At 69.9% G+C, this 24,693-nt stretch carries 18 protein-coding genes; 5 read left to right on the plus strand and 13 right to left on the minus strand.

The features are described 5' to 3' along the window. Positions 1–90: 90 nt before the first annotated feature. Positions 91–2,865, minus strand: a complete 2,775-nt coding sequence (nirB, locus tag DMB86_RS07215; protein ID WP_113717182.1) for a nitrite reductase large subunit NirB — start codon at positions 2,863–2,865, stop codon at positions 91–93. A gap of 272 nt (positions 2,866–3,137) precedes the next feature. On the opposite strand from nirB, the gene nirD reads away from it, so the two are divergent. After that, the gene (gene nirD / locus DMB86_RS07220; protein WP_227878650.1) at positions 3,138–3,512 is read left to right on the plus strand and encodes a nitrite reductase small subunit NirD; all 375 of its coding nucleotides are present in this window, start codon (positions 3,138–3,140) and stop codon (positions 3,510–3,512) included. A 95-nt stretch (positions 3,513–3,607) separates the two neighbouring features. Next, the gene (locus DMB86_RS07225; protein ID WP_113717183.1) at positions 3,608–3,823 is read left to right on the plus strand and encodes a hypervirulence associated TUDOR domain-containing protein; all 216 of its coding nucleotides are present in this window, start codon (positions 3,608–3,610) and stop codon (positions 3,821–3,823) included. A 77-nt stretch (positions 3,824–3,900) separates the two neighbouring features. Here the strand turns inward: DMB86_RS07225 and DMB86_RS07230 are convergent, their stop codons facing one another. The 5 genes from DMB86_RS07230 to DMB86_RS07250 all read right to left on the minus strand — a co-directional run bounded on the left by DMB86_RS07230 (position 3,901) and on the right by DMB86_RS07250 (position 10,145). Further along, on the minus strand, positions 3,901–5,310 hold the full coding sequence (locus DMB86_RS07230; RefSeq protein ID WP_113717184.1) for a mycothione reductase: 1,410 nt from the start codon (positions 5,308–5,310) through the stop codon (positions 3,901–3,903). 43 nt (positions 5,311–5,353) lie between these two features. After that, a complete protein-coding gene (locus tag DMB86_RS07235; RefSeq protein ID WP_227878651.1) occupies positions 5,354–6,529 on the minus strand; it encodes a YihY/virulence factor BrkB family protein in 1,176 nt (391 codons plus the stop codon). 41 nt (positions 6,530–6,570) lie between these two features. Continuing rightward, positions 6,571–7,236: a DnaJ family domain-containing protein gene (locus DMB86_RS07240; protein ID WP_113717185.1), complete on the minus strand. Its 666-nt coding sequence runs from the start codon at positions 7,234–7,236 to the stop codon at positions 6,571–6,573. 113 nt (positions 7,237–7,349) lie between these two features. Then, positions 7,350–9,200, minus strand: a complete 1,851-nt coding sequence (locus tag DMB86_RS07245; RefSeq protein ID WP_418202305.1) for a phospho-sugar mutase — start codon at positions 9,198–9,200, stop codon at positions 7,350–7,352. 123 nt (positions 9,201–9,323) lie between these two features. Next, positions 9,324–10,145: a purine-nucleoside phosphorylase gene (locus tag DMB86_RS07250; RefSeq protein ID WP_113717186.1), complete on the minus strand. Its 822-nt coding sequence runs from the start codon at positions 10,143–10,145 to the stop codon at positions 9,324–9,326. 193 nt (positions 10,146–10,338) lie between these two features. On the opposite strand from DMB86_RS07250, the gene DMB86_RS07255 reads away from it, so the two are divergent. After that, the gene (locus tag DMB86_RS07255) at positions 10,339–11,679 is read left to right on the plus strand and encodes an NAD(P)H-quinone dehydrogenase (RefSeq protein WP_113719402.1); all 1,341 of its coding nucleotides are present in this window, start codon (positions 10,339–10,341) and stop codon (positions 11,677–11,679) included. Positions 11,680–11,696: 17 nt separating this feature from the next. On the opposite strand, the gene DMB86_RS07260 is transcribed toward DMB86_RS07255, so the two are convergent. Further along, positions 11,697–13,094, minus strand: coding sequence for a sensor histidine kinase (locus DMB86_RS07260; protein ID WP_171814409.1), 1,398 nt, complete (start codon positions 13,092–13,094; stop codon positions 11,697–11,699). Positions 13,095–13,189: 95 nt separating this feature from the next. After that, positions 13,190–13,915 carry a response regulator transcription factor gene (locus DMB86_RS07265; protein WP_113717188.1) on the minus strand — a complete coding sequence of 242 codons (726 nt, stop codon included), beginning with the start codon at positions 13,913–13,915 and terminating at the stop codon, positions 13,190–13,192. Positions 13,916–14,106: 191 nt separating this feature from the next. Here DMB86_RS07265 and DMB86_RS07270 point away from each other — a divergent pair, with 191 nt between their 5' ends. After that, the gene (locus tag DMB86_RS07270) at positions 14,107–14,727 is read left to right on the plus strand and encodes a hypothetical protein (protein ID WP_113717189.1); all 621 of its coding nucleotides are present in this window, start codon (positions 14,107–14,109) and stop codon (positions 14,725–14,727) included. Between the two features lie 121 nt (positions 14,728–14,848). Here DMB86_RS07270 and DMB86_RS07275 read toward each other — a convergent pair whose 3' ends face one another. Genes DMB86_RS07275 through DMB86_RS07285 form a run of 3 tightly spaced genes read right to left on the minus strand, consistent with a single transcriptional unit; the run spans position 14,849 to position 20,024 of the window. Continuing rightward, entirely contained in the window at positions 14,849–16,456 is a 1,608-nt protein-coding gene (locus tag DMB86_RS07275) for an FAD-dependent oxidoreductase (protein WP_227878653.1), read from the minus strand. Further along, the gene (locus DMB86_RS07280; protein WP_113717190.1) at positions 16,453–18,615 is read right to left on the minus strand and encodes a molybdopterin oxidoreductase family protein; all 2,163 of its coding nucleotides are present in this window, start codon (positions 18,613–18,615) and stop codon (positions 16,453–16,455) included. Before DMB86_RS07280 ends, DMB86_RS07275 begins: the two co-directional genes overlap by 4 nt. Next, positions 18,615–20,024 carry an MFS transporter gene (locus tag DMB86_RS07285; protein WP_113717191.1) on the minus strand — a complete coding sequence of 470 codons (1,410 nt, stop codon included), beginning with the start codon at positions 20,022–20,024 and terminating at the stop codon, positions 18,615–18,617. The genes DMB86_RS07280 and DMB86_RS07285 overlap by 1 nt, the downstream gene beginning before the upstream one ends. A gap of 266 nt (positions 20,025–20,290) precedes the next feature. Here DMB86_RS07285 and DMB86_RS07290 point away from each other — a divergent pair, with 266 nt between their 5' ends. After that, positions 20,291–21,709: an MFS transporter gene (locus tag DMB86_RS07290; protein ID WP_113717192.1), complete on the plus strand. Its 1,419-nt coding sequence runs from the start codon at positions 20,291–20,293 to the stop codon at positions 21,707–21,709. Positions 21,710–21,817: 108 nt separating this feature from the next. On the opposite strand, the gene DMB86_RS07295 is transcribed toward DMB86_RS07290, so the two are convergent. Beyond that, on the minus strand, positions 21,818–23,620 hold the full coding sequence (locus tag DMB86_RS07295) for an acetyl/propionyl/methylcrotonyl-CoA carboxylase subunit alpha (RefSeq protein ID WP_113717193.1): 1,803 nt from the start codon (positions 23,618–23,620) through the stop codon (positions 21,818–21,820). Positions 23,621–23,939: 319 nt separating this feature from the next. Next, positions 23,940–24,590 carry a Maf family protein gene (locus tag DMB86_RS07300; RefSeq protein ID WP_113717194.1) on the minus strand — a complete coding sequence of 217 codons (651 nt, stop codon included), beginning with the start codon at positions 24,588–24,590 and terminating at the stop codon, positions 23,940–23,942. Positions 24,591–24,693: the final 103 nt, after the last annotated feature.

A 24,693-nucleotide genomic window follows, 5' to 3' on the forward strand; every position in this document is an offset into this window, starting at 1 on the left:
GGGCCGTTTTCCGTCCAACTTCAGCGATATCGATGGAAGCTGTCCAAGATCTGCGATATCGATTCAGCCACTTGACGGCCGGGGACGTTGTTATCTCGAATCTCGACGGCGGGGGAGGTGGTTATCTCGAATCTCGACGGCGGGGGCATCTCGAACGGGGGCCTCATCCCGGTCGGCGCCGCGGACCGGGATGTGGCTGGCGATCAGCACGGGGCCTTTCGCTTTTTCACTTGCGGTGGCCGGGCGCACCTGCCCGCGCTCGGGGACAAACGCCATCTCGGCGTCGGCGGCCTCCGGGGCGTTGATGAAGGACCGGAACCGCTTGAGCCGCTCGGGGTCGGCCAGGGTGGCGGCCCATTCGTCCTCATAGTTCTCCACGTGCAGCGCCATGGCGGCCTCCAGGTCCGCCGCGATGCCGAGGGAGTCGTTGACCACCACGTCCACCACGTGGGCCAGTCCGCCCGACCCTCCGGAGCCGGTCGACGGGCCGAGCTCCTCCTGCCAGCGGGCGGTGCGCTGGAGGCGGTCGGCGGTGCGGATGTAGTACATCAGGTAGCGGTCGATGTAGCTGATCAGCGTGGCGTCGTCGAGGTCCTTGGCCAGGAGCTGCGCGTGGGCCGGGGTGGCTCCGCCGTTGCCGCCCACGTACAGGTTCCAGCCGTCCGCGGTGGCAATCACGCCCACGTCCTTGCCGCGTGCCTCGGCACATTCGCGGGCACAGCCGGAGACGCCCAGCTTGAGTTTGTGCGGGCTGCGCAGGCCCCGGTAGCGCAGTTCCAGCTGGATGGCCATGGCCACCGAATCCTGCACGCCGAAGCGGCACCAGGTGGAACCGACGCAGGACTTCACGGTGCGCAGCGACTTCCCGTAGGCCTGGCCGGATTCCATGCCGGCGTCGATGAGGATCTTCCAGATGTGAGGCAGCTGTTCCAGCCGGGCGCCGAACAGGTCGATCCGCTGCCCGCCGGTGATCTTCGTGTACAGGCCAAATTCCTGGGCCACGGCAGCGATCACGGCCAGCTTGTCCGGCGTGATCTCCCCGCCCGGGATGCGCGGCACCACTGAGTAGCTGCCGTCCTTTTGCATGTTGGCCAGGGCGCGGTCGTTTGTGTCCTGCAGGGTGCCGCGGCCGGCGTCGAGCACGTATTCGCTGTGCTGGCTGGCCAGGATGGAGGCCACGGTGGGCTTGCAGATGTCGCAGCCGCGGCCGGCGCGGGCGGTTTCATCGACGCCGAACCGGGCCAGGATGTCCACGAAGCTGCGCAGCTCCAGGGCGCTGACGGCCTCGAAAAGCTCGGCGCGGGACATCGCAAAGTGTTCGCACAACGCCTTCGACACGGCGATGCCGGACTTGGTGAGTTCGCCCTCCATGAGTTTTTTCAGCAGCGGCACGCAGGAGCCGCACTGGGTGCCGGCCCGGGTGCAGGCCTTCAGGTCCGGCAGGTCCCTTATCGGTTCGGCGCCCTCGCAGCTGCCGCAGCCGTTGACGGCGTCGCGGATGCTGCCGGCGGAGACGTTGTTGCACGAGCACAGGACGGCGTCGTCGGGAAGTTCGACGGCGGGTGCGTCCCCTCTGCCTGCTGCCGACAGGAACGCGCCCGGCTCGGCCGGCAGTTCGCGCCCGAGCAGCGGGCGCAGGCTGGTGTAGGGCGCCGCGTCGCCGACGAAAATGCCGCCCAGCAGGGTCTTGGCGTCGGCGCTGGTGACGATTTTTTGGTAGACGCCGCGGGCGGGATCGGCATAGACCACTTCCAGGCTGTCCTGGGTGCGGGCAAAGGCGTCGCCAAAGCTGGCCACATCCACGCCGGACAGCTTGAGCTTGGTGGCCGTGTCGAAGCCGGGGAAGGTGGCGTCGCCGCCGTGCAGGCGGTCGGCCACGATCTCCGCCATCGTGTTGGCGGGCGCCACCAGGCCCAGGCACATGCCGCCGAAGCTGGCCACCTCGCCGACGGCCCAGACGCCGGGCACGGCGGTGGCGCAGGCGTCGTCGATCTCGACGCCGCCGCGCGGACCAAGGGTGAAGCCGTGGGCCGCTCCGCCGTCCGCGCCCCGGGCCAGCTCGTCGCGTGGCCGCACGCCGATCGCCGTCACCACCAGGTCGGCGCCGACCACGGCGCCGTCGGCCATGAGCACCCCGGTGACGTGCCCGGCGTCGTCCGTCTCAACGGCGGAGGGGAACACCCCGGCGGTGGCGGCCATGCCCTTGGCGGCGACCAGGCGGCCGAGGGCCTGCCCGGCGCCCTCGTCGAGCTGCGTGTTCATGAGCCAGCCGGCCCCGTTGATGACGGTGGAGTCGGCGCCGAGCGCGATGAGGCCGGCCGCCGCTTCCAGCCCCAGCAGGCCGCCGCCAATGACGGCGGCCCTGACCTTCCGGCCCAGTCTTTGTTTGAGCAGGGCGACCTCGCGGTTCAGGGCACGGACGTCGTCCAGGGTGCGGTACACGTGGCCCGCCTCGGCGCCGGGGATGGGCAGCCGCGCGGCGTTGGAGCCGGTGGCCAGGACCAGCTCGTCATAGGGGTGGCTGCTGGGGCAGCCGTCCTGCGTCGTGGTGGTGACGGTCCGCCCGATGGGGTCGATTTCGACGGCGCGGCTCCCCGTGGCCAAGGTGATGGCGGGGTGGGCCCACATGGCGGCGTCGCCCAGGGACAGGTCGATTTCCGTCTCGGTCAGGGCCTTGCTCAGGGCCACACGGTCGTAAGGGGTGTGGACCTCCTCGGCCAGGACCGTGACGTGCCAGCCGTCCAGGCCGCGGGCGTGCATGGCCTCGACAAATCGGTGGGCCGCGGGCCCGCCGCCCACGACGACGGCGCGCCGCGGTGTTGTTCCCACTTCAGCGGACTTTCCGCCCTGTAGTTGTTCGCTCATGCGCCAGCCCTTTCGGTCGGGTCCCATGCCCGGCCTTGCGGGCCGGGAGGTGTCCAAGGTGTGCTTCAAGGCTAGGGAACGGGCATTGCCCTGCCGTTTCGCTTATGTTTCGGCGCGTTAACTTTCACCTCACGGAACGGTCCCGTGGCGCGGTGAGGGAAGGTTTACGTACCGGCAATGTCCGGGACCGGTGGGGGAAACACCGCATCCGTAGTGTTTCTCCTTGTCGATTGGATCCGCGGCACATGTGCCCCCAGGAAAAGGAAACGCCCATGGAAACGCTGATGGAAACCCGCTTGGAACTTCAGCCCGCCCCGCGCGGAAGTGCCACCTGGCACCGGGTCTGCCCGCTCGCCGAACTCGACGATTCCTGGGGCGAGGCCGCGCTCGTCGCCGGCCGCCAGGTGGCCTTGTTCCGTGTGGGGGAGAGCCGCGTCTTTGCCCTCTCCAATGCCGATCCCGCCACGCGCGCCAACGTCATGGCACGCGGCATTGTCGGTTCGCGCGGCACCATGCACACCATCGCCTCGCCGCTCCACAAGGAGGTGTACAGCCTGGCCACGGGCAAGTGCCTCGGCAACCCTGAACTGCGCCTGGGCACCTACCCGGTGCGTGTGGTGGATGGCGCCGTCGAGGTGGCACTGTAGGGCCGGCGGGCCTCCGACTGTGCGCGGCTCCGGACGAGCCGTTGATCCGGGCGGCCCCTTGATCCGCCCACCGGGAACGGGCACAATCGGAAGGCATGGGACATCAATTTGCGGTGGGGGACCACGTTCGGTGGAATTCCGAGGCCGGCCATGTCGAAGGAACCATCACGAAGGTCCACACAAAAGACACCGACTACAAGGGCCACACCCGCCGCTGCACGCCCGAGGACCCGCAATACGAGATCAAGAGCAGCACGACGGACCACATCGCCATGCACAAGGGCAGCGCGCTGACGAAGGTCCGGGACTGACGGGCGCCTGCTGACAAGTCACTGCAAGGCACCGCTGCGGATTCCGGTTGGACTGCTGTCTATTGCCCGTACGTACGCTATTCGTCACCCGCACCCGGCGCAGGCAGGCCCAGCAGCGCGTTCTCCACCAGTTCGCTCAGGGCGGGGTGGATCCAGTACTGGCCGAGCGCCACATCGTGTGCCGCCTGCCCAAAGGACATGGCGTGGATGAGCGGCTGGATGACGGTGGCCGCTTCCGGCCCGATGATGTGCGCGCCCAGCAGCAGGCCAGTCTCCGGATCCGCCAGCACCTTCAGGAAATGCCCTTTGTCCTCCCGGGCCCAGCCGGCGGCGATGTCAGCATAGTTCTGCACCTTCACCGCATACGGCACGGCGGCTTCCCGGGCCTGCTCCTCCGTGAGTCCCACGGATGCGATCTGCGGGTCGCTGAACACGGCGGCCGGCACGAAGCGGTGGTCGGCGGCCATCATCGCCTCCGGGTGGAGGAGGTTGTGGCGGACGACGCGCGCTTCATGGTTGGCGACGTGCTTGAGCTGGTATTCGGAGCTGAGGTCGCCCAGCGCAAAGATGCCCTCCACGGTGGTGCGCTGGAATTCGTCCACCACCACCCGGCCGTCCGCGTCCACCTCGACGCCGGCCGCAGCCACATCCAGGGTGTCTGAATTGGGCCGGCGGCCCGTGGCCACGAGCAGGAGGTCCGCCGTCACGGTGGACGTCCCGCGCGGACCCTTCACGTGAAGTTCGACGCCGGAGCCTCCTTCCGCCGCCTTCTCCACCTCCGTTTCCAACAGGACCGTGTACCGGCCGGAAACCTCTTCCGTGAACGTCCTGGAGACGTCCGCGTCGAGGTGGCGGAGCAGGGCCGGCCCGCGCACAATCTGCGTGACCTCGGAGCCGAGACCGGCAAAGATGTGGGCAAACTCGGCGGCCACTAACCCGCCGCCGAGGATCGCGATCCGGGCGGGCAGCCCGTCAATCCGCATCACGGTGTCGGAGGTGTGGAACGGGACGCCGTCCAGGCCCTCGATCGCGGGCACCACGGCCCGTGACCCGGCCGCAAGCACAAACCGGGCGCCGGAGATCACCCGGGTTCCGCCGTCGTGCAGGTGGACGGACAGCGTCTTGGGGCCCGTAAACCGGCCGTGGCCGGCAAAGACGGTCACATTGGGGTTTTCCGGGCCTTCCCGGTAGCTGCGGCCGGCCGCCTCAATGCCGTCGATCCGGGTGAAGATGCGTTCGCGGATGCCCGGCCAGTCCACTTTGCGCAGCTCCGTGGTGACACCCAGGGGCCGGGCATGGCGCGGGGAGTCGGCCAGCTCGGCGGGATGGACGAACATCTTCGTGGGGATGCAGCCCACGTTCAGGCAGGTGCCGCCAAAGAGGTTGTCCTCGACAATGGCGACGCTCAGAGGTGCGAATTCCGGGCCCGGGATGGTGTTGCCCGAGCCGGTGCCGATGATGACCAGGTCAAATCGTTCCGTGTCCATCCTGTGCCCTCTCAGGTTCCGGCCCGGCCGGTTCCGCGATGCGTCATTGGGCGGCGTCTTTTCGCCTGCGGCGCAGCGCTGTGGCGACCACGACGGCGGCACCGACCCCGGCGGTCCACCAGAGCGCGTGCTTTTCCTCGGCTGCGTCCGGGCCCGGCTCGGGGACGGCGTGCCGGCGCAGCGAGCGGCCCTCGGCCACGAGCAGCAGCTTCCTGTCGCGTTTCTTGGCGCTGGCCGCGATGTCCCGCGGCGGCAGCTGCAGTTCCGACTCTGCCTTGATGCCGGCCATCAGCTGGCGGCCGCGCTCCAGCTCCGCGTCGAGTTCGGCACCCAGGAGCAGCATGAGGTTCAGGATCCAGATCCACAGCAGCAGCACGATCATGCCCGCGATGGTGCCGTAGGTTTTGTCGTACTTGGAGAAGTTGCTGACGTAGAAGCCGAACCCGGCGGAGGCCACCACCATGGCGACCAGGGCCACTGCCGCGCCGACGCTGATCCAGCGGAATTTCGGCTGTCTGACATTGGGCGTGAAATAGTACAGGACTGCGATCAGCACAATGGCAAGAATGGCCAACACCGGCCATTTGGCGATGTTCCAGACGCCGAGGGCGGCGTCGCCCACGCCCAGCAGGCCGCCGATGGCCTTGGCGACCGGCCCGGAAACCACCAGCATCAGGGCGATGGCGGCAATCATCAGCACGGCTGCCAATGTCACCAGCAGCAGGGCAGGGCGCAGCTTCCAGATCGGGCGGCCCTCGTCGGTGCCGTAAATGCGGTTCATGGCGCGGCTGAACGCGCCCACATAGCCGGAAGCGGACCACAGGGCCGTGACCAGGCCAAGGGCGAACGTCCAGCCGGCGGCCGGCGAGGAGACCAGGTGCTCAATGGGGCCTTGGAGGGTCTGCACCATTTCCCTGCTCACCAGGCGTTCCACGAGGTCCAGCATGACTTTGGTGGTTTGTTGGGCCTGCCCCACCAGTCCCAGGATGGACACCAGTGCCAGAAGGGCCGGGAAGAGCGAAAAGACTCCAAAGTACGTCAGCGCGGCCGCCATGTCGGTGCACGCGTCGGAACTGAATTTACCCAGGGTTCGCTTGAGCACGTACTTCCAGGATTGCGCCGGCAGGCGGTCCGGTTCCTTGGGTTTCCGCGGGTCGTCGGGCGGCGGTGCATTCACCTTGTCAAGGGCGGAGTAGCTCGGTGCGGCGTACTGGCTCATCTGGAAGTCCCTTCCGTGGGGGCCGTGGACATGGTTTCACCCTAGCGTGTGCGGCGGCGGAACAGCCGCGCCATGCGGCTGCGGCGGGCGGGAACCGGACCGGGTTCCGTGGAGGGGGCTCCGGCCCGCTGGGCCGGGGCCGCCCGTGCTTCGGCCCGGGCACGCCACGCGGCGAGTTCGGCGTCGACGTCCCGCAGCCGGGTGGTCACGGGCGGGCCGCCCGTCAGTTGGCGGCGGGCCTCGATGATCCGTGCGTTGAAGTCGGCCAGGATGGCCCGCACGCGCGCCCCGGAGGCCTCGGCGTCCAGTGTCGAGTCGAGTTCAGCGTCCTCCTTGCGCAGCATCAGTGCGGGAGGGCCGAGCCCGCTGACGTGTTCGCGTTGCAGCAGCCCCTTGATCCACCAGTCGGGATCATCGGTGCCGCCCAGGCCGGGGATGGGCTTGCCGGCGTAGGCCAGGTTGTCGAAGTCCCCGCGGGCCATCGCTGCATCAATGGCATTGTTGGCAACCTCCCAGACCTGGTCCGATTCATGAAAGGCCCGCGGCGTGGTATCCCGCCCGTCGCCCTCCGCGTCGAAGGTGCGGCCGGCGGCCTGGGCGTATTCATCGGCCGGTACGGGCGTCTCCGCAGCATCCCGGGCGTCCCGGTACCGGGCCACCTCGAGGGCATGGTCGCGCAATCTGCGTTGCGTGCTGCCGCTTGCCATCCTGCCACCCCGTTTCCGTGCTTCCCCTGCCGGCACTTGCGTGTAAACAACCGTAGGCAGGGGTCCCGGCCCCGGTCAACGCCCTTGATGGGTACTGGCCCCGGGCGCGACAGCTACTGTCCCAGCGCCGCCTTGACGTCCGCCGCCACGAACTCCAGGGCGCGGGCGGCCTCCCTGCGGGCGGCGTCCAAATCCCCGCGGCCGGCCACCGGCACCATGACCTCCAGGTAGCATTTGAGCTTCGGCTCGGTGCCGCTGGGGCGCACGATCACGCGGCTGCCGCTGGCTGTCAGGTACAGGACGCCGTCGGTGGCGGGCAGCTCCGGGGTTCCCACGGCCAGGTCGGTGAATTCCGTGACGGGGGAGCCGTCGAAGGCGGTGGGCGGCTGGGCGCGCAGCCGGGTCATCATGGCGGTGATCTGGCCAAGGTCCTCCACCCGGATGCTGATTTGGCCGCTTGCGTGCAGCCCGTGCTCCAGGGCAAGGTCGTCCAGCACGTCAAACAGGGTGCGGCCCGCGGCCTTGAGCGCGGCAGCCATCTCGGCGATGAGCAGTCCGGCGGACATGCCGTCCTTGTCCCTGACCACCTCGGGGGCCACGCAGTACCCCAGCGCCTCCTCGTAGCCGAATGTCAGTCCCGGCACGCGCGAAATCCACTTGAAGCCCGTCAAAGTCTGCTGATGCCGGTATCCCGCGGAGGCGGCAATCCGGGCCAGGAGCCTGCTGGACACGATCGAGTTGGCGAACACGGGCACCTGGGCGGTGTCCGGCGTTGTGCCTGTTCCGGCACGGCCCCCGCGGGCGGCCAGGTGGGCGCCGAGCAGGGCGCCAACCTCGTCGCCGTGGAATTTGCTCCACTGGCCGGTGGCCGGGTCCAGGGCGCCGACGGCGGCCCGGTCGGCGTCGGGATCGTTGGCCAGCACGACGTCGGCCCCGACCTTCTCGGCGAGGGCGAACGCCAGGTCCATGGCGCCGGGTTCCTCCGGGTTGGGGAAGGCGACGGTGGGGAAGTCCGGGTCCGGGGCGGACTGTTCAGCGACCGCGTGGATGCCGGTGAATCCGGCCCTGGTCAGCACATCCAGCGCGGTGTCATGCCCCACGCCGTGCATGGACGTGTGCACGATGTGCAGTTCCCGTGCGGGGAACTTCCCGGGGTCGGCCAGTGCCGTCACGGCCGTCTTGTAGCTTTCGGCAATCTCGTCGCCCAGCACGCTCCAACCGGCGTCAGCCAGGGCGATGGCGGAGGTGTCGCCGGCCTCCGTGGTGTGTGAAACCTCCGCGATGTGCGCGGCAATGCGGGCATCATGCGGCGCCACGATCTGCACGCCGCGGGCCTCCGGCGCCACGGCACGGCCGCCGAGGTAGACCTTGTAGCCGTTGTCCTTGGACGGGTTGTGGCTGGCGGTGACCATGACACCGGCCTCGCAGTCCAGGTGGCGGACGGCATAGGCCAGGACAGGGGTGGGCAGCGGCGCCGGGAGGAGGAACGTCTCAATGCCTGCCTCCGTGAAGATGGCCGCGGTCTCCCGGGCAAAGGCCTCCGAGTTGTGCCGGGCGTCGTAGCCGACCACCGCGCGGGGGACGTAGGCGGGGGCCCGCTGGGCTGATTCCGGCTGGGAGGCGGTGGCGCCGTCGTGCGTCCCGCCTTGGTGCCGGGCCAGGTCGAGCAGGTGGGCGGACACGCCTGCGGCGGCGCGGCGCACCACGGTCCGGTTCATGCGGTTCGGGCCCGGGCCCATGGCGGCGCGGAGCCCGGCCGTGCCGAACTGCAGATTGCCGTCGAAGCTGTCCTCGAGCTCGGCGGCCGCCTCCTTGCTGCTGCTGGAACGCGCCACGAGCACGCGCAATTGGGCGGCCGTGGCCGGGTCGGGGTCGTGGGACGCCCACTGCGCGGCTGCGGCGGAGAGTGCGGCGGTTTCGAGTGCTGCGGCGGACTCGGAACGGATCTGCGAGGAATGGGTCACTGGACCAATGTAGCGGCAGCGGACCGCCGCGGGGTATCCGGCCGGTCCTGACCGGCGCCGCGCCCGCCGTGGCGGGGCGCCGCCACGTTCGCCGCGGGGGCGGCGCAGAACAAGACAGCGGGGCTACAGCCTGGCGATGATGTCCGCGAGCAGGCGTGAGATGCGCGGGCCCGCGGCTTGGCCGGCCTCGATCACCTCGGCGTGGCTGAGCGGCACCGGGCTGATGCCGGCGGCCAGGTTGGTGACCAGGGAGATGCCGAACACCTCCATGCCCGCGGCGCGGGCGGCGATGGCCTCCAGCGCGGTCGACATGCCCACCAGGTCGGCTCCGATCCGCTTGGCGTACTGCACCTCGGCCGGGGTCTCATAGTGGGGGCCGGTGAACTGGGCGTATACGCCCTCGTCCAGCGACGGATCCACCTCGCGGGCCACCGAGCGCAGGCGGGAGGAGTAAAGGTCGGTCAGGTCAACAAACGTGGCGCCTTCCAGCGGCGAGGTGGCCGTGAGGTTGATGTGGTCGCTGATCAGCACCGGCGTGCCCGGGGCCCATGACTCGTTGAGCCCGCCACAGCCGTTGGTCAGCACCATGGTCCTGGCGCCGGCGGCGGCCGCGGTCCGGACGCCGTGGACCACGGCACGGACGCCCTTGCCTTCATAGAAATGCGTGCGCGAGCCCAGCACCAGCACGTTCTTGCCATCCGGGGTGCGGATGGAGGTGAGGGTGCCCACATGGCCGGCCACCGCCGGGGCGGAGAACCCGGGCACGTCGGCGGCGTTGACGGTGGCGGTGGTCTCGCCGATGAGGCCGGCCGCCTCACCCCAGCCGGAGCCCAGGACCAGGGCGAGGTCGTGCTCTTCCACGCCCGTGGCCTGGGCAATGTGGGCGGCGGCCCGACGGGCGAGCTCCGTCGGGCCGGTTTCGGCAAAAGTCTCTGGTGTGTTCACGAGACCAACTTACCGTCCAAGCCCGTGCGCCACACAGCCGGACGCCGCCATTTCGGAGCCTTGTAGAACTTGGTGCCTGCGGGCGGATAGGCGAGAATGAACAATTGTGACCAGCGATCAAGATGTAACCCAGCCCTTTGCCGTCCCCAGCCTGGCGATCCTTGGCGGTGGTCCCGGAGGCTACGAAGCCGCCATGGTCGCCGCCGCGATGGGCGCCCAGGTGACCGTCGTCGAACGAGCGGGCCTGGGTGGCGCCGCCGTGCTGACGGACGTGGTCCCGTCCAAGACGCTGATCGCCACGGCCGAATCCATGAACCGCAGCATCGACTCCGCCGAACTGGGTGTGAGCTTCAACGCGAACGACGGCGACCTCAAGACCGCGCTGCGCGCGGACCTCAAGCTGGTCAACGCACGCGTGAAGCTGCTGGCCCGCGAGCAGTCCACGGACATCCGCCGCGGCCTCGAGGCGCTGGGCGTGCGCATTGTCATCGGCAGCGGCCGCCTGCTTGACCGCCGCACCATCGAGGTGGACCGCGGCGAGACCAAGGAAATCATCAAGGCCGACGCCGTGCTGCTCTCCGTCGGCGCCCACCCGCGCGAGCTGGCCACGGCCCGGCCCGACGGGGAACGGATCCTGAACTGGACCCAGATCTACGACCTCGACGAACTGCCCGAGGAACTCATCGTGGTGGGCTCGGGCGTCACCGGCGCCGAATTTGCCTCCGCGTTCAACGGCCTCGGCTCCAAGGTCACCTTGATTTCCAGCCGGGAGCAGGTGCTGCCCGGCGAGGATTCCGACGCCGCCGCCGTCCTGGAGGACGTGTTTGCGCGAAGGGGCCTGACAGTGCTTTCGCGGTCCCGCGCCGAGGCCGTCGAGCGCACGGCCGACGGCGTCATCGTCACCCTTGGCGACGGCAGCAGGATCACCGGCACCCACTGCCTGGTCTGTGTCGGCTCCATCCCGAACACCACGGGAATCGGTCTGGAGGCGGCCGGGGTCGAGCTGACCCGCAGCGGCCACATCAAGGTTGACGGCGTCTCCCGCACCAGTGCCCCGAACGTGTACGCGGCGGGCGACTGCACGGGTGTGCTGGCGCTGGCGTCGGTGGCCGCGATGCAGGGCCGCATCGCCGTGGCGCACCTTCAGGGCGACGCGGTCCGCCCCCTGAAGCTCACGCAGGTCTCCTCCAACATCTTCACGTCCCCGGAAATCGCCTCGGTGGGCGTCTCCGAGGCCGAGCTGGCCTCCGGCCGGTATCAGGGCGACGTGGTCAAGCTGTCCCTGCAGACCAACGCGCGGGCCAAGATGCGCAACGTCAACGACGGCTTCGTCAAGATCATTGCCCGCAAGGGCTCCGGGACCGTAATCGGCGGCGTCGTGGTGGGTGCCGGCGCCTGCGAGCTGATCTTCCCCATCGCCCTGGCCGTGGCGCAGAAGCTGCACGTGGACGACGTCGCCAACACGTTCACGGTGTACCCGTCACTGTCTGGTTCCATCGCGGAGGCCGCCCGCCGCCTCCACGTCCACATGTAGCCAGCGCCGCCGCAGGGTCATTCCGGGCCGGCGCCGCGCGGCAGCCGGATGCAAAAGCAGGCGCCGGCGGTCTCCGTGCCGACCGGCTCCACCGTGAGCCGCAGTCCCAGCCGCTGGGCCAGCCGGGCGGCGATGGAGAGCCCCAGCCCGCTGCCCACTGGACGCTGCCCGGCATACCGCCGGTAAAGGACACCCCGTTCAAACGCCACGGCGGCGTCCTGGACGGTCAGCCCGGGACCGCTGTCCCGCACATCCACCGCAACGACGGCGGGTCCCGGACCGTGGGCCGGCCCCTTCCCCGGCCCTGCCGCGGACACCGGCGCTGCCTGCGGATATTCCAGCTTGGCTTCGAGCACGAGCGGCTTTCCTTCCGGCGTCACCCGCAGCGCGTTGCCGACCAGGGCGTCGATGATCTGCCGCAGGCGCTGCCCATCCGTCACGACGTGCAGCGGTCCGCCACCGGCCGGCAGGAGGACTTCCAGCTGCACGCCCGCCTGGACGGCGGCCCCGCGCCAGGCGTCCTTCACCTGGTCCAGGAGGGCCGCGACATCGACGGCACCGACCTCCAAGGCGAAATCCTCCGCCTCCAGGCGCGCCAGCGCCAGCAGGTCCCGGACAAATCCGTCCAGCCGGTCCGTTTCAGCGGCGAGGACCCGTCCCACGCGGGCGATGTCGTCGGGCGGGACGAGTCCGTCGACCATGGCCTCCGCGTATCCCCGCACCGCCGTCAGCGGGGTCCGGATCTCGTGGGAGATGGACAGCAGGAATTCGTGCTGCCGGGCCTCACTGGCCAGCAGGGCATGATCCAAGGTGTTGACCGCCTCGCCGATGGCCCGCACCTCGGTCATGCCGGACGGAGCCAGCTCGACGGTCCGCTCGCCGGCGGCGATGCGGCGGGCGGCCTCCGCGGTGCGCACCAGCGGGCGGGAGAGTCGCCGCGCCAGGAACGTCCCGGCGAGGACCGCAATCAACAGCCCGATGGCCAGGGCCAGCAGCGTGCGCTGCAGCACCTGGGCGGCCGCCGCGTTGACATCCCGCAGCGAACGGGTCAACACCACGCCGCCGCCCCGCTTCAGGGCCCGTGCTTCCACGAGCACCTGGCCGCCGCCCGTGTCCAGGGTGCGCGTCACCTTTTGCCCGCTGAGCACCTGTGCGACGTCGGCCGGCGCCAGGAGGCGGGCGGCGGCGCCCTTGACGGTTCCGGAGGCGCTGATGGTGGACAGGTTGTACGTGTCCGGCCCCAGCAGGGAGCGTTCCCGCAGGTCCAACGCGCGCGATGCCGCGGGGGCCGCCGCGTAGGCGTCGGCCTGGCGGGCGAGCTGCTGCCGGGCCTGCTCCACGGCGGCCGACCTGATGAGGGGAAAGGCAACCAGCCCCGTGACGAGCACCGCCAGGACGGCGACGGCCGCCGTCACCAGTGTTATCCCTCCGCCCACCGAGTGGAGCCACGACGTCGGGCGGTCACGCCTGCGTGGCTCCAGGCGGGCCGGGTGTGCGCGGTCCCCGCCCCTCATGGACTGGCGCTTGTGGCCGGCAGGCTGCGTGCGGTGTAGCCCACCCCGCGCAGGGTGTGGATGGGGCTGGCGGCGCCCAGCTTCGACCGGAGGGCGGCAATTTGGACGTCAACAGTCCGCCCGGGGGTGTAGCTCGCCTGTCCCCACACCGCGGAGAGGAGTTGTTCACGGCTGTAGACGCGCCCGGGCGTGGCCAACAGGTAGGCCAGCACATCGAATTCCCGGGCCGTCAATTCCACGGGAACGCCGCTGGCGGTAACGGTGCGGTTGTCCGGATCCAGCACCACGGACCCGACGCACAGGACGCCACTGCGCGGACCGGCCTGCCCGCGGCGGAGCACCGTCTTGATCCGGGCGACCAGCTCGCGCGGGGAAAACGGCTTGGTCATGTAGTCATCCGCTCCCAGCTCCAAGCCCAGGATCTTGTCCACTTCCTCATCCCGGGCAGTGACGAAAATGATCGGGGTCCAATCATCGCGGGCGCGCAGCCGGCGGCAGAATTCGATGCCGTCCATGCCGGGCAGGCCCACATCGAGGACAATGGCAACCGGTCGCTGGCTGCGGATCATCTCGAGGCCCGCCTCACCGGTGGCCTCGATGTGGACGCCAAAGCCGGCGCGGTGCAGGTACAGGCGCTGGACGTCCGCGATCGCGCCGTCGTCTTCCACTATCAGGATCAGGCCGCGGGACTGCGGCGCTGCCTGGCCGGTCGCTTGTGCCATGGTTCCATTGAACCGCCTGCAGGCGGGCCTGGGGAGCTGCGCCGCGGATTCTTTACCTGGCGCTTACATTCCCCAAACCGGGGATGGACGCCGGTGCGCCATAGTGGAATTCCCACCAACCGGGCAGAACGGGGCAGGGCCCCGCCGCGCCGGGGGAGCCAAGAAGCCCGGCGAGCCAAGAAGGAGCCATCATGAAAAGATCCAGCGTGGACAGCGCCGGCATGGACAGCGCGTCAGGCACCCCCGCCACCGGGGCGCCGTCGGGCAAGCGTTGGCGCAGGCGGGCCACGGCCGCGGCAACCGGCGCGGTGCTCATCGGAGCCGGGATCTTCGGTGCGGCGGCCGCTTCCGCGGCGGGCGCCTCCCCGACGTCAACGGTCAGCCGGAGCGCTGCACCCGCTGCACAGTTGTCCAGTTCTGCGCCATCCGCCTCCACGGCCCCCGGTGCACCGGCCGCAAAATCCGCCGCGAAGCACCATGCCAAGCGTCCGGAGGTCCGTCTGCTCCGCAGGGAACTGCGCATCGACATCCAGGCGAAGGCCGGGTTCGGAGACCGTGCCCACGTGGTGGCGTACGGCCTCATCCACCATCGCTCGGCATTCGCCAAGCTGCCGGAGAAACTGCAGTCCGACCTGATGTCGCTGGAGGCAGCCGCGGCGGGGTCCCGCGACACCGATGCGGCATTGCTGAGGAACACCGCACTGGACGGGGGTTACGGCGCCGCCATCCAAAAGCAGGCCAAGGGCATTGCGGCCAAACTTGCGGCCGCATCCGCAACCGCGGCGCCCGCGCCGGCCACCGCCGCGCCGTAGTGGCCAGGGCGCCCGGGCCGTCCGTGGGAACCTTGCCGTCCGTGGGAACCTTGGGGCGGACCCTGCACCAAAGGCCGTGACGAGCGGCGTGGACCGTGCGGTGTCCGCCACGGAAGTGGGGCTAGGCGGGCGCGGCCTGAAAATGCTCCTCGATCAGGGCCCGCACGTCGCCGTGGCAGCCGCCACAGCCGGTGCCGGCCCGGGTCTGGGCGGACACGTCGGACACGGTCCCGCAGCCGTCCACGATGGCACCGGCAATGGTCTGCTGGTCGACGCCGGCGCAGCGGCAGACCGTCCGTGAAGGATCGCTGGGGGCCGCGGCCGCCGGGCCCGCGCTGTCCAGGACCAGCAGCGCCGAACGGTCCGCGGGGAGTTCGGCGCGGCGTTCAAACAGCAGCACCAGTTCGGCGGCCGCCCGCGGCATGCCCACGCTGACGAACCCCTCCAGCACGCCGCCACGGGTGGCCATCTTCACGTACTTGCCGTGATCGGGATCCGCCCACACGGCGACCCGCAGCGGCGCGCCGCCCCCACCGGGGTGCGCGCCACCAGGATCCCCGGGAAGGGCGTCGAACGGCCCGGCGGCAACGCTCCCGGCGGCCGCCACGTCGACGCCGCGGGCCTTCAGCAGCATGACGGGCGCCGGTTCGGCGGGGAGCGGCGGAGCGGGTGTTTCGGGCCGGACCAGAAACGCGGCCAGCCATTCCGCCTGACGCCATCCCGGCCCGATCATGCCCAGCGGGCCGGCGCTGTCGCGGCACTGCAGGCAGTTGGTGTCAAGGCAGTGGACCTCGGCGCAGTCGCCGATGGCGAACACGTGAGGGTCGTGGTGTGCCTGCAGGGCGTGGTCCACCAGGATGCCGCGGTCCGTCCGCAGGCCGCAACCGGCAGCCACCTCGGTCCGCGGACGCACGCCGCAGGAGAGGACCAGAAGGTCCCCGGAAATGCGCCCGCCGCCGTCGAGCTCGAGGGCCGAAAAGGACGGTTCCGCGGGCGCTGCCGCCGCCGCGGCGCCCAGGACCACCGCCGTCGAACGGGCGTCGGAGGCCACTGTGACGCCGCGGTCCCGCAGCGCCGCCGCCAAGACCCTGCCGGCGTCGGCGTCGATGCTGCGGGCCAACGCGTGGGCTCCGTGGTGGACCACCGCGACGCGGGCGCCTTCCTCCGCCGCGGCCAGTGCCGCCTCCAGGCCCAGGATCCCGCCGCCCAGCACCACCACGCGCCGGCCGTCCAGGACAGCGCGGCGCAGGGCGGCGGCGTCCTTGAGGTCGCGCAGCGTGATGACCCCGGCCGGCAGGGAAACCGGCAGCTGCGGGTCCGCATTGAGCCCACGGAGATTGGGCACCACGGGCCGGGAACCGGTGGCGAAGACCAGCCTGTCGTAGTGCACGTCCCGGCCGTCGGAGAGGTGGACCAGCCGGCGGGCGCGGTCCACGCGCCGCACGCAGCGTCCCAGCTGAAGCACGACGCCGGCCGCCTCCAGTTCCGCCGTGTCCGCCAGCGCGATGTCATCCACCGTGGTCCGGCCCACGCCAAGGTCGGCAACCAGGACACGGTTGTAGGCGGCGTGCGGCTCGTCGCCCACCACCGTGACGGCAAGATCGCCGGAACGGACGGCCGGCAGCAGTTCGTCCACCAGCCGGGAGGCCACCGGTCCGAAGCCAATGACGACAATGTGCGGAGCCCCTGTGCGTGCCATTCCGGCCGTCGATGCCGTGGCCTCCCTCATGGGATTTTCCTTTCGGCGCGCGGGGTGCCCACGATGCCTGACATTTCCGTGGGGGCGGGGGACACCGTCACGGAGCTGGTCTTGAACTCCGGCATCCCGGACACGGGGTCGGTGGCGGAGGAGGTCAGCAGGTTGGCGCCTTGCAAGCCCGGGAAGTGGAACGGCAGGAACACGGTGTCCAGGCGCTGGGCCGTGCTGTATTCGGCGGTGCAGTGCACCTCGCCGCGGTCGTTGGCCACGGTGACGGGCCCGCCGTCGGCGATGTCCCGGGCCGCGGCCGCCGCGGGATGGATGAGCAGCCGGGCGGCCGGTCGGGCGGCGGCGAGCTCCGGCACGCGCCGCGTCTGGGCGCCGGACTGATAGTGCTCCAGCAGGCGCCCCGTGGCCAGGGCCAACGTGGCCGGGCCGCCGGCGGCGCCGCCCCCAAACAACGCGTCCCGGGCCCCGGCGGCGGGGGAGACGGGGGCCAGGACGGCCCGGCCGCCGTCGTGCGCAAAGTCGTCCAGGAAGAGCCGCGGGGTACCCGTGCTGCCGGCGGGGTAGGGCCAGAATGCGGCCTCCCCGGCATCCAGCAGCGGGTAGTCGATGCCGGAGTAGTCGGCCAGCCCGCCGGCCGACGCCGCGCGCAGCTCCGTAAAGACGACCTCGGGATCGGCGCTGAAGGTGGACGGGGCGCCGAGCCTGGCCGCCAGTTCCGCCATGATCCACAGCTCGGAACGTGCCCCCGGCGGCGGCGCGACGGCGGCCCGGCGGCGCAGCACGCGGCCCTCCAGGTTGGTGACGGTGCCGTCCTCCTCGGCCCACTGCAGCACGGGCAGCACCACGTCCGCCAGCGCCGCCGTCTCGGACAGGAAAAAGTCGCACACCACCAGCAAGTCCAGGCGGCGCAGCCCGGAGGCGACCCGGGTGGAATCCGGTGCGGACACGGCCGGGTTGGCGCCGTGCACAAAGAACGTCCGTACCCCGCCGGGCTGTCCCAGCGACGCCAGAAGCTCGACGGCCGGAAGCCCCGGCCCGGGGATCGCCGCGTCCTCGACGCCCCAGATCCCGGCGACGTGCGCGCGGGCGGCCGGGTCGGTGATCTTGCGGTAGCCGGGCAGCTGGTCCGCCTTCTGTCCGTGTTCGCGCCCGCCCTGCCCGTTGCCCTGGCCCGTCAGCGTGCCGTAGCCACTGTGCGCGGAGCCGGGCAGGCCCAACAGGAGGGCCAGGTTGATGGCCGCCGTGGCGGTGTCGGTGCCGTCCACGTGCTGTTCCACGCCGCGGCCGGTGAGGATGTAGCTGCCGCCGCTGCGGGCGCCGTCGGCCAGCAGCCGGGCCGTTTCGCGAAGCTGCGCCACGGGGATGCCGGTGACACTGCTGGTCCGTTCCGGCCACCAGGCGACAACGCTTCGGGCCAGCGCGGCGTAGCCGGTGGTCCGGGCGGCGATGTAGGCCCGGTCGGCCAGGCCGTCGTGGATCACGATGTGGCACAGGCCCAGCAGCAGCGCCAGGTCCGTGGCCGGGACGGGCTGCAGGTGCAGGCCCGCGCCGTCGGCCGTGAAGTCCGCGGTGGCGGTGCGGCGGGGGTCCACCACCACCAGGCCGCCGGACGCCCGGGCGCCCTGCAGGTGCTGGACAAACGGGGGCATGGTCTCGGCCACGTTGGAGCCCAGGAGAAGGATGGTGTGGGCCGTGTCCAGGTCCGCCACGGGGAACGGCAGGCCGCGGTCCACGCCGAAGGCGCGGTTGCCGGCCGCCGCGGCCGAGGCCATGCAGAACCTGCCGTTGTAGTCGATCCGCGAGGTCCCCAGTGCCAGCCGGGCAAACTTGCCCAGCTGGTAGGCCTTTTCATTGGTGAGCCCTCCGCCGCCAAACACGCCGACGGCGTCCGCGCCGTAGGCCGCGCGGGTCGCCAGGACCTGCGCGGCCACCCTCCCGAGGGCGGCGTCCCAGCTGGCGGGGCGCAGCACGCCGTCGTCCGCTCTCAGGAGGGGGGTGGTGAGCCGTTCCGGGTGGCCCAGGAGGGCCGCCGCGGTCCAGCCCTTGCGGCACAGCCCGCCGCGGTTGGTGGGGAAGTCGCGGCCGGCAATCCCCGGTGCGCCTGCTCCCGGCGTCACGGTCATGGCGCACTGGAGCGAGCAGTAGGGGCAGTGGGTGGCCGTGCCCGTGGCCGCGCCCATCAGACGCCGGCCAGCGAGGTGGGGGAGCGGCGCAGGTACACAAACCACGTCAGGCCCATGAGCAGCAGGTATGCGGCCACGAACCCGATGAAGGCGCCGGCATAACTGCCGCTGGCCAGTCGGGACGCGTTGAGGACCTGCGGGACCAGGAAGCCGCCATACGCGCCGAGGGCGGAAATCAGGCCGAGTGCGGCCGACGCGCGGCGGGCCGCACTGACCGCGCCCTGGCTGACCGCGCCCTGGGTGCGTGCGTCCTGGCTGCGCGCGCGGATGGCGAAGACCACCGGGATCATGCGGTATGTGGAGCCGTTGCCGGCGCCGGCGGCCGCAAACAGGACCAGGAACAGGCCGATGAACAGCGGGAAGCTGCCCAGCGGGAGCGTCAGCATTTGCGTCAGGGCGGTGAGGGCCAGGACGGCGAAGCAGGCCACCGTGACGCGCGCGCCGCCCCAGCGGTCGGCCAGCCTGCCGCCCCAGGGCCGGGCCAGCGAACCGACCAGCGCGCCCAGGAAGGCCAGCGAGATGGTGGCGGTGCCGAGACTGAACCCGACGTGCGGGCCGAAGGTGTCCACGATCAGCTTGGGGAACACGGCGGAAAAGCCGATGAACGAGCCGAAGGTGCCCACGTAGAGCAGGGCCAGGATCCACAGATGGGGTTCCCTGAGGCAGGCCAGCGAGCCCGCGATGTCTGACTTCGCGCTGGAGAGGTTGTCCATGCATTTCCAGGCGCCCCACGCGGCGACCAGGATCAGCGGCACCCACAACAGGCCAGCCAGCGGCAGCTTGAGTGCGCCCGCCGCAAACGCCGTGACGGCCACCGGGACCATGAGCTGTGCGACGGCGGCCCCAAGGTTCCCGCCGGCAGCGTTAAGTCCCAGCGCCCATCCCTTCTCGCGAGCCGGGAAGAAGTAGGTGATGTTGGCCATGGAACTGGCGAAGTTGCCGCCGCCCAGGCCGGCCAGCGCGGCAACGGCCAGCATGGCACCGAACGGGGTGCCCGGGTTGGCCACGCAAACGGCCAGTCCCGTCGTGGGGGCCAGCAGCAGAAGTGCGGAGACGACGGTCCAGTTACGGCCTCCGAAGCGCGCCACCATGAAGGTGTAGGGGATGCGCAACGTGGCGCCCACCAGGGACGGGACGGAAATCAGCCAAAAGAGTTCGGAGGAGCTGAAGTGGAAGCCGGCTGCGGGCAGGTACACCACCACGATCGACCACAGCTGCCAGACCACAAAGCCGAGGAATTCGCAGGCGATGGACCAGCGCAGGTTCCTTTGCGCAATGGTGCGGCCGCCGCCCTCCCATTGCTGCACGTCCTCGGCGTCCCAGCCGTGGATCCACCGGCCCCTTGCCGGAGTCCTGGTGGGCGCCCCGGTGGCGTAGGCCGGCTCCGTAGTTGCGTCGACGTTCACGAGTAACCTCCAGCGTTGAATGAGTGTTCCTGCATCCGAGGCTATGGAACCGCCGTTTCCGACGTGGTCACCCGGTGTGAACTCCCTGTGACATCCCGCTCACCATCGGTTCGGGCAGTAGTGAGGGCGCGTCAATGACCGTCCACATAGCAAGATGGATTGTCCATTGCGTGGACGCGGCTCGATAGGATCAAGGAACAAGGGTGTGGGTGGGGTCCTTGTGCGGCCCGCGACGCCCGCACAGGAACCATCCGAAAGTCACTTTTATGAGCATCCCCCACACCGCGGCGCCAATCGCGGTCCCCAATCCGGACACGGCCAACACGCGCGGCCGCGTGATCGTGGCCAGCCTGATCGGCACCACCATCGAGTTTTACGACTTTTACGTGTACGCCACGGCTGCCGTCCTGGTCTTCCCCGCGTTGTTCTTCCCCAACGCCGACGTCACCACGCAGCTGCTGAGCTCCTTCGCGATCTTCGGCGTCGCATTCGTCGCCCGCCCGCTGGGCTCCATCATCTTCGGCCACTTTGGCGACAAGGTGGGCCGCAAGGGCACCCTGGTGGCGTCGCTGCTGACCATGGGCGTCGCGACGTTCCTGATCGGCTGCCTGCCGACGGCGCTGGTGCCCGGCTGGACGTTCTGGGCCCCGGCGCTGCTGGTGGTCATGCGCTTCATGCAGGGCCTGGCCCTGGGCGGGGAGTGGAGCGGGGCGGCGCTGCTGGCCACCGAAAACGCCCCGGAGGGCAAGCGCGCCATCTGGGGAACCTTCCCACAGATGGGCGCCCCCATCGGCTTCATCCTGGCCAACGGCATCTTCCTGGCCCTCAGCTTCACGCTGACCACCGCGCAGTTCGCCGCCTGGGGTTGGCGCCTGCCGTTCCTGCTCAGCGCCGTCATGGTCATCATCGGGCTGTGGGTCCGCCTCAAACTGGTGGAAACCCCGGCCTTCCAAAGAGTCATCGATCAGGGCGAGGTGTCCAAGCTGCCCGTGGGACGCGTCTTTTCGACGAGCTGGCGCCCGCTCATCCTGGGCACCTTCGTCATGCTGGCCACCTATGTGGTGTTCTACCTGATGACCACGTTCACGCTCTCCTACGGGACCGCGCCGGCCACGCTGGAGGCAGCCAAGGCGAAGGCCGCCGCAGCGGGGAAGACCATGACGCCGGAGGCCATCAACAACTTCGTGGCCGGACTGGGGTACACGCGCAACGAGTTCCTGATCATGCTGATCGTCGGTGTCGTGTTCTTCGGCATCTTCACGCTGGTGGCCGGGCCGCTGGCTGAAAAGTACGGCCGCCGGAAGATGCTGCTGTGGGTCACCGCCGCCATCATCGTCTTCGGCTTCACGTTCGTGCCGCTGTTCGGCGCGGGCACGGTGGGGGTCATGGCACTGCTGATCATCGGTTTCACCCTGATGGGCCTCACGTTCGGGCCCATGGGTGCGCTGCTGCCCGAGCTGTTCCCCACGAACGTCCGCTATACCGGCTCCGCCGTCAGCTACAACATGTCCAGCATCCTGGGCGCCGCGCTGGCCCCGTTCGTGTCCGTGGCACTGTGGCAGGCGGCCGGCGGCAGCACCGTCCTGGTGGGACTGTACCTTTCGGCGATGGCCGTCCTGACCCTCATCGCGCTGCTGGTCATGAAGGAAACCCGCGACCTGGAGTACGTTTCCAACGTCAGCTGACCCGGCCCTGACATCTGTGTTGCAGGTCTTGGACCGAATTCAGGACCGAATTCAGCGTTTTTCGCGGGTTTTGGTCGAAGATCTGCAACACAGACGGGGTGGGGCGGCTCAGTCCTCGATGGTGGCCAGGACGGCGCCGGCGGAGACGGTGTCGCCGGCGGCGGCGCCGAGTCCCGTGACGGTGCCTGCCCGGTGCGCGGTGAGCGGCTGCTCCATCTTCATGGCCTCCAGGACCACAATCAGGTCGCCCTCGGCCACGACGTCGCCGTCGGCCACGGCCACCTTTACGATGGTGCCCTGCATGGGCGAGGTCAGCGCGTTGCCGTTCGCGGCCGCCGGGCCGGCATTGCGGTTGCGCCCGGACTTCTTGGCCTTCTTCGCCGCGGCCCCGCCGGCGCTGTTCCCTACGGCGAACGACGCCGGCAGCGTCACCTCAAGCCGCCTGCCGCCCACCTCGACGGTCACGCTTTGGCGCGTCCCGGCGTCGTCCGCGGCCTCCGCGGCGGCGGCCAGGTCAAAGGCGGGGATGGTGTTGTTGAATTCCGTCTCGATCCAGCGGGTGTGGATGGTGAACGGGGCGCCGCCGGCGGGGGCGAAGGCGGGGTCCACGACCACGGCTCGGTCGAACGGCAGGACGGTGGGGATGCCGCCGATTTCCATTTCGGCCAGGGCGCGGCCGGCACGCTGGAGGGCCTGTTCGCGCGTGGCGCCGGTGACGATCAGTTTGGCCAGCATGGAGTCGAAGTTGCCGCCGACCACTTCGCCCTCGGTGATGCCGGAGTCGACACGGATGCCGGGGCCGGTGGGCAGCGTGATCCGCGAGACCGTGCCCGGTGCCGGCATGAAGCCGCGGCCGGGGTCCTCGCCGTTGATGCGGAACTCAAAGGAATGGCCGCGGACTTCGGGATCCCCGTAGCCGACTTCCTCGCCGCGGGCGATGCGGAACTGCTCACGGACCAGGTCGATCCCCGTGACTTCCTCGGAGATGGTGTGCTCCACCTGCAGGCGCGTGTTGACCTCCAGGAAGGAGATGGTGCCGTCAGTGCCGACCAGGAATTCGCAGGTTCCGGCGCCAACGTATTTGGCTTCCTTCAGGATGGCCTTTGAGGATTCGTAAAGCCGCGCGATTTGCTCGTCGGTGAGGAACGGAGCCGGGGCCTCCTCCACCAGCTTTTGGTTGCGGCGCTGCAACGAGCAGTCCCTCGTGGAAACAACGACGACGTTGCCCGCCGCGTCTGCCAGACACTGGGTTTCGACGTGGCGGGGGGAGTCGAGGAAGCGTTCCACAAAGCATTCGCCGCGGCCGAACGCCGCGACGGCCTCGCGCACTGCGGATTCGTACAGTTCGGGGATTTCCTCGCGGCTGCGGACCACCTTGATGCCGCGGCCGCCTCCGCCGTACGCCGCCTTGATGGCCAGCGGCAGGCCGAACTCGTCGGCGAAGTCGAGGACTTCCTGCGTGGATTCGACCGGGTTCTTGGTGCCCGGGACCAGCGGCGCGCCCACCTTTTCGGCGATGTGGCGGGCCTTGACCTTGTCACCCAGTGCGTCGATGGCCTCCGGGGGCGGGCCGATCCAGGTCAGGCCGGCGTCGATGACCTTCTGGGCGAACTCGGCGTTTTCGGCCAGGAAGCCGTAGCCGGGGTGCACGGAGTCCGCGCCGGAACGGCGGGCCGCGTCAAGGATCTTGTCGATGACCAGATAGGACTCCGCCGCGGTGGTGCCGCCGAGGGCGAACGCCTCGTCGGCCATGCGCACGTGCAGGGACTCCCTGTCCGGTTCGGCGTAGACAGCCACGGAGGCAATGCCCTCGTCGCGGGCCGCGCGGATGATGCGGACGGCAATTTCGCCGCGGTTGGCGATCAGGACTTTGCTGAGCGGGCTGGCGCCTGCCGGCTGTGAATTGGTCACACGGGACTCCTTCTATTCTCCGCCTGAGCCTAGCGTGATTGTGAGGGTTTGGCCCATGCATCATGCTGTTTCGGCGTGGGACGGCGCAGGGTTTTGTCGGGTTCCTACAAAACGCCGGGGCGTGCGGCGTGCGAGGTGGCCCGCCGTGCGTGGCATGTGATCCACGGACGCAGACGCGGGGGCAGCGCACAGGAAGGAACGCCCAACGCCCTTCCGCAAGGTCCCCCGATGGTGGATCCGGGCCTGCTGCCATCCCATGAAGCTGGACCCCATACGTTTCAAATGGCGCTCCACTTGCCAAGTGGAGCGCCATTGGTGATCATCCAGGCTCTGCTTCATGCTGCCGGGCCCACAGGTCCGTGATGGACACGCCCGCGTGTGCCAACAGCCGGCGCAGGGTGGAAATCGACAGGCCCACCACAGTGTGGGGATCGCCCTCGATGCCGGAGATGAAGGCGCCGGCCAGGCCGTCGATCGTGAACGCGCCGGCCACCTGCAGCGGTTCGCCTGTGGCCACATAGGCGTCAATCTCGGCATCCGTCACGTCTTCAAACCGGACCACGGCGCTGGTGACCGCCCCGCGCCCAACAGGGGCTCCGGCGTCGCCCGCGCCAGTGCCAGCCAGCGGAATGAGCCAGTGGCCGGTATGCAAAACACCTGAGTTCCCGCGCATCATGCGCCAGCGATCGCGCGCCACCTCCGGCTCCCAGGGCTTGCCGTAGGCCACGCCGGCAAGCTCAAAGACGGAGTCGCAGCCCAGCACCAGGCCCTCGGCGATCCCGGCGGCGACGGATTCCGCCTTGGCCCGTGCCAGCAGCAACGCGGTGTCGACGGGGGAGAGGGCGCCGGCGTCAGCCGTGACGGCGTCCTCGTCGACGTCGGAAACCACTATGCGGTGCGCGATGCCGGCGTCGTGCAGGAGCTTGGTGCGGGCGGGGGAGGCGGAAGCCAGAATGAGGGCAGGGGTCATGACTCCAGCCTAGATTGCTCGGCACGTCGTACGGTTTGACGGATATCGGTGAACGGTGGTTCACTGAATGGGTGAACACGCGTTCACCCATCCCCAAACCCTG

The organism is Arthrobacter dokdonellae, from assembly GCF_003268655.1.
GTDB lineage: Bacteria > Actinomycetota > Actinomycetes > Actinomycetales > Micrococcaceae > Specibacter > Specibacter dokdonellae.

Bases quoted from the DNA above. Each gene is read 5' to 3' on its own strand.
- DMB86_RS07290 (WP_113717192.1), top strand. From the start codon at position 20,291: ATGAGCATCCCCCACACCGCGGCGCCAATCGCGGTCCCCAATCCGGAC.
- DMB86_RS07255 (WP_113719402.1), top strand. From the start codon at position 10,339: ATGGTCGCCGCCGCGATGGGCGCCCAGGTGACCGTCGTCGAACGAGCG.
- DMB86_RS07225 (WP_113717183.1), top strand. From the start codon at position 3,608: ATGGGACATCAATTTGCGGTGGGGGACCACGTTCGGTGGAATTCCGAG.
- DMB86_RS07270 (WP_113717189.1), top strand. From the start codon at position 14,107: ATGAAAAGATCCAGCGTGGACAGCGCCGGCATGGACAGCGCGTCAGGC.
- DMB86_RS07300 (WP_113717194.1), bottom strand. From the start codon at position 24,590: ATGACCCCTGCCCTCATTCTGGCTTCCGCCTCCCCCGCCCGCACCAAG.
- DMB86_RS07265 (WP_113717188.1), bottom strand. From the start codon at position 13,915: ATGGCACAAGCGACCGGCCAGGCAGCGCCGCAGTCCCGCGGCCTGATC.
- nirD (WP_227878650.1), top strand. From the start codon at position 3,138: ATGGAAACGCTGATGGAAACCCGCTTGGAACTTCAGCCCGCCCCGCGC.
- DMB86_RS07235 (WP_227878651.1), bottom strand. From the start codon at position 6,529: ATGAGCCAGTACGCCGCACCGAGCTACTCCGCCCTTGACAAGGTGAAT.
- DMB86_RS07240 (WP_113717185.1), bottom strand. From the start codon at position 7,236: ATGGCAAGCGGCAGCACGCAACGCAGATTGCGCGACCATGCCCTCGAG.
- DMB86_RS07230 (WP_113717184.1), bottom strand. From the start codon at position 5,310: ATGGACACGGAACGATTTGACCTGGTCATCATCGGCACCGGCTCGGGC.
- DMB86_RS07275 (WP_227878653.1), bottom strand. From the start codon at position 16,456: ATGAGGGAGGCCACGGCATCGACGGCCGGAATGGCACGCACAGGGGCT.
- DMB86_RS07280 (WP_113717190.1), bottom strand. From the start codon at position 18,615: ATGGGCGCGGCCACGGGCACGGCCACCCACTGCCCCTACTGCTCGCTC.
- nirB (WP_113717182.1), bottom strand. From the start codon at position 2,865: ATGAGCGAACAACTACAGGGCGGAAAGTCCGCTGAAGTGGGAACAACA.